General features: G+C 70.6%; 1 protein-coding gene. It reads left to right on the top strand.

Features of this window, described 5'->3' with window-relative positions; translation table 11 throughout:
* Positions 1-517: NAD-dependent epimerase/dehydratase family protein (locus IE107_RS34630; protein ID WP_506004922.1), on the top strand; the 517-nt coding region annotated here is incomplete at both ends.

Below are 517 nucleotides of genomic sequence, written 5' to 3'. Positions count from 1 at the left end.
TCGTCTTCATGGTCGGCGCCAAATTCGGCTCCGCCGGGGCCCCCTCCCACGCCTGGGCGGTGAACGCCGCCATGCCCGACCGGGTAGCACGCCGCTGGCCACAGGCCCGGATCGCCGCCTTCTCCACCGGCAACGTGTACCCGCTGGTCCCGGTCTCCTCCGGCGGCTGCACGGAGAGCGACCCGGTGGGCCCGGTCGGCGAGTACGCCATGTCGTGCCTGGGCCGGGAGCGGATCTTCGGCCACGCGGCGCTGACCCGTGGCACCAGGGTCGCCAACATCCGCCTCAACTACGCGGTCGACCTGCGCTACGGCGTCCTCGCCGACATCGCCTACCGGGTACAGGCCGGCGAGAGCGTCGATGTGACGACCGGTCACGCCAATGTGGTGTGGCAGGGGTACGCCAACGAGGTCGCGCTGCGTTCGCTACTGCACGCCACCGACGGCGAGGCGTTCACCCTCAACCTCACCGGCCCCGAAACCGCATCCATACGGCGCATCGCCCAATGGTTCGGCGA

Origin of the sequence: Streptomyces gelaticus, from assembly GCF_014649535.1 — a bacterium.
In the GTDB taxonomy this organism is placed as follows: domain Bacteria; phylum Actinomycetota; class Actinomycetes; order Streptomycetales; family Streptomycetaceae; genus Streptomyces; species Streptomyces gelaticus.
This window is presented reverse-complemented; position numbering and strand designations above follow the sequence as displayed.